Genomic DNA, 3443 nt, shown 5'->3' on the forward strand with positions numbered 1-3443 from the left:
ACTGCAGCATCGGTCCGGGAGCTGGGCGAGCTTCCCGCTGCCCGCGGTGGTCGACGCGGCCGGGCGGTTCACCACCTACGTCGAACTCGGCCGGCGCGGCGCCAACCGGCTGCGGGTCGTCGACCCGGCCTCCGGCCTGACCTCGAACACGGTCACCGTGCGGGTGCGCTGAGGGTGCGCGGCGCTCCCGCGCTGGCTCAGGGTTCGCGCACGTCGGCCATGGCCGCGAACACCACGATGTTGTCCGCGAAGCCGTCGTCGTCGTACCGTCCCGCGCAGGTGATCAGCCGCAGCGCCGCGTGGTCGGTCGGACCGTAGACCGCGTGAGTCGGGAAGCGTGACTTCGCGACCCTGACCACCCGCCGGATCGCGAAGATGGCTGTGCGTCCGTCCTGGCGGAGCACCTCGACCCGGTCTCCGGGGCGCAGGTCGCCGAGCCGGACGAAGATCGCCGGCGCACCGTCCCAGGTGAGATGCCCGGCGATCACCGCCGGTCCGAGCGCACCCGGGGTCGGTGCCTTGGTGTACCAGCCGGCCACGCCAGGCTCGCCCGGCACCTCCATCGCGCCCGCGCTGTCCAGGCCCAAGCGCACCAGGTCCGATCGCACCCCGATCCGGGGAATGTGCAGGATCGCGGGCTCGGCGGCGGGGAGTATCGGGCCGACCAGCGGGTCGGCGTTGTCCGCAACGGACGGGGAGACCGGTGAGGTCTGAGGCCGCGGAAGGGCGGTCGACGACGGCGCCGCCGACCACCCGACACCCGGAACCACAGGCGGTGACGGCTGTTGGTCACCGGCAGCCATGAACAGGGCGACGCCGCCCGCAACGCCGAACAGCGCCGCAGGCAGGGCTCGTCCGGCCCGCACCAGCCACCGACGTTCCACCATCCCCGCCTCAGCCCATCACACGCCCGCCGGCACGTCGCCTCGACGCGGCTCACCCACCGACCACCCCGCCCATTCAAGCACTCCCGCCCGCGCCGGTCACCGTCCCACAAGGCCGTGTGGGCGGCCACCGGCGTTGGCGCCATGCGGAGCGGTGATGCAGGCATCTCGGTGACGCGACGCGCCACCAGCGGAGCGAACGAACGTAGTCAGGCGCTGCCCGTGATCTTAGGACAGCGGCCCGGGTCCCGGCTGTCGGTGGGGCTGGCGTTGGGGCAGGCCGAGGAGCCGCTCGATCAGCCGTGGTCCGCTCGGCCACACTGCCACGACGACCATCCGGGTACGCCGAACCGGCGGCGCTGATCCGTGCCGCCCTCGGAGACCGGGTGCGGGTCTAGGCGGGTGCTCGACGGCTCTCCCACCGAAGCCGCCCGGCACCATCGACGCGTTTGGCCTGCCCCGGGGCCGTGGTTTGGGTGTAGGACACTGGTATGACCCTGGCCACCCCCTCGCCCGGACAATCCAGCCTAGACCGGCGACGCTTCCTGGCCGCCGTCGCCGGTCTCGTCGGCTTGGCCGCTGCCGCGCAGACTCCCGTCGGACGCGCGGTCGCGGCACCCCGACTCGAAGGTGGCCGCTACCCCTTCAGGCTTGGCGTGGCCAGCGGTGACCCGACCCCGACTGGCGTCGTCCTGTGGACCCGGCTAGCGCCGCGGCCGTTCGTACGCGGCGGCGGGATGCCGAACGTCCGGGTGCCGGTGCACTGGGAGCTGGCCGAGGACGAAGGGTTTCACAGCATCGTGCGATCCGGTGCGGTCTGGGCACTGGCCGAGCTGGCGCACTCGGTCCACGTCGACCTCGAGGGGCTCAAGCCGGGCCGGGAGTACTACTACCGGTTCTGGTACCGCGACGATGTCTCGCGCGTCGGTCGCACGCGCACGGCGCCGGATCTCGGCGCGCCCATCCGGAGGATGAACTTCGCGTTCGCCTCCTGTCAGGACTGGGCCAGCGGCTACTACCCCTCCTACGGGCACATGGCCGAGGAGGATCTGGACCTGGTGCTTCACCTGGGCGACTACGTCTACGAGGGCGGCATCCCCGCCAACGGCGGCTACCGCAACGTGCCGGTGCCGGAAACGCTGCGCGGGGCGCCGCGCACGCTCGAGCGCTGGCGGATGCAGTACGCGCTGTTCAAGTCCGACCCACAGCTGCAGCTCGCGCACGCACGCTTTCCGTGGGCGGTGACCTGGGATGACCACGAGGTGCAGAACGACTACGCCAACGACCAGTCGCAGTACGAGGGTGACATCTCGGCGTTGCGCGCGGCCGCGTACCAGGCCTGGTACGAGCACCAGCCGGTGCGGAGGCCGGCCAAGCCCGACGCCGACGGCCCGCGCATCTTCCGTCGATTGCAGTGGGGGAGGTTGGCGCAGATCGACGTCGTCGACGGCCGCCAGTACCGCAGCATCCCGCCGTGCGGCTGGGGCGAGGCACCAGCGTGCCAGGCCGCGTACGACCCTGACATCACCATGCTCGGCAGAGGGCAGGAGCGCTGGCTGTACGCCGGGCACCGGGACTCGGTGGCGCAGTGGAACGTGATGGCCAGCAACGTGATGATGGCGCGGCTGGAGCACGAGCCGGTGGACGGTGCGCGGCTGTGGCACGACGCGTACGACGGCTTTCCGGCGGCGCGCAACCGGCTCATCGGCAGCTGGCTCCGCCACGAGTTGCGCAACCCGGTCGTCGTCACCGGGGACTGGCATTCCACGTTCGTGAACGACATCCACCGCAACTTCGACCGCGAGGGGTCACCGCGGGTCGGCACCGAGTTCGTCGGGTCGTCGATCTCCAGCAACGGCGACGTGCCGGTCTATGGCCCGTACTACGGCCCGATGATCCCGTTCAACCCGCACATAAAGTTCTTCGACGGGGACCGACGGGGGTACGTCCGGTGCAGCCTCACCACCGAACAGTGGCGTACCGACCTGCGGATGGTGACGACGGTGAGCACCCCGGACGCGCCGCAGTACACCTATGCGTCGTTCGTGGTGAGAAACGGCGTACCGGGTGCGCAGCAGATCACTGGGCCTGTCTGCGGGCGCTACCCGGAACGGCCGGCCCCCGGCGCGACCGGCAAGGGCGGCCCTACCGGCAAGGGCGGCCCGACCGGCTAGCCGGTCGGCTCGGGCTCTCTTGCGGGGTCTTGGCCGTTCGCGCCCGCAGATCGACTGGCCGCGGCACCCGTCCCGCCGGAGCGAGGCCCCGCAGACGCGGCCTCGTGGGCTTCGACGATCCGCCTGAGGGTCTTGTGGGTGGTTCCGCACATCACGGCCGCACCGTCCAGTTCTGGCTCTGACCGAGGCACTCACATGCCGCCGTGCGCTCGGCGTGGCGAGGGTTGGACCTGGGAACCCGCCGAGCTCCAGGAGGTGTTCGCCGCTGTGGACGCGTTCAACACGGCTCTGCAGGAGAAGGGAGCGTGGGTGTTCGCCGGCGGTCTGAACCCGCCGTCGACCGCGACCACGGTCGACAACACCGGTGAGGCCCCGGTCCTCACCG

At 71.4% G+C, this 3443-nt stretch carries 3 protein-coding genes; 2 read left to right on the forward strand and 1 reads right to left on the reverse strand.

All coding sequences use genetic code 11. The features are described from left to right. Nucleotides 1–197: 197 nt before the first annotated feature. The gene (locus VF468_26385; protein ID HEX5881816.1) at nt 198–887 is read right to left on the reverse strand and encodes a class F sortase; all 690 of its coding nucleotides are present in this window, start codon (nt 885–887) and stop codon (nt 198–200) included. Between the two features lie 488 nt (nt 888–1375). On the opposite strand from VF468_26385, the gene VF468_26390 reads away from it, so the two are divergent. Both VF468_26390 and VF468_26395 read left to right on the forward strand, forming a co-directional pair. After that, nucleotides 1376–3058 carry an alkaline phosphatase D family protein gene (locus VF468_26390; protein HEX5881817.1) on the forward strand — a complete coding sequence of 561 codons (1683 nt, stop codon included), beginning with the start codon at nt 1376–1378 and terminating at the stop codon, nt 3056–3058. A 195-nt stretch (nt 3059–3253) separates the two neighbouring features. Further along, nucleotides 3254–3443, forward strand: a 190-nt coding sequence (locus VF468_26395) for a hypothetical protein (GenBank protein HEX5881818.1), incomplete at its 3' end; no start/stop codon positions are given.

This window comes from Actinomycetota bacterium (assembly GCA_036280995.1).
Classification (GTDB): Bacteria; Actinomycetota; CALGFH01; order CALGFH01; family CALGFH01; genus CALGFH01.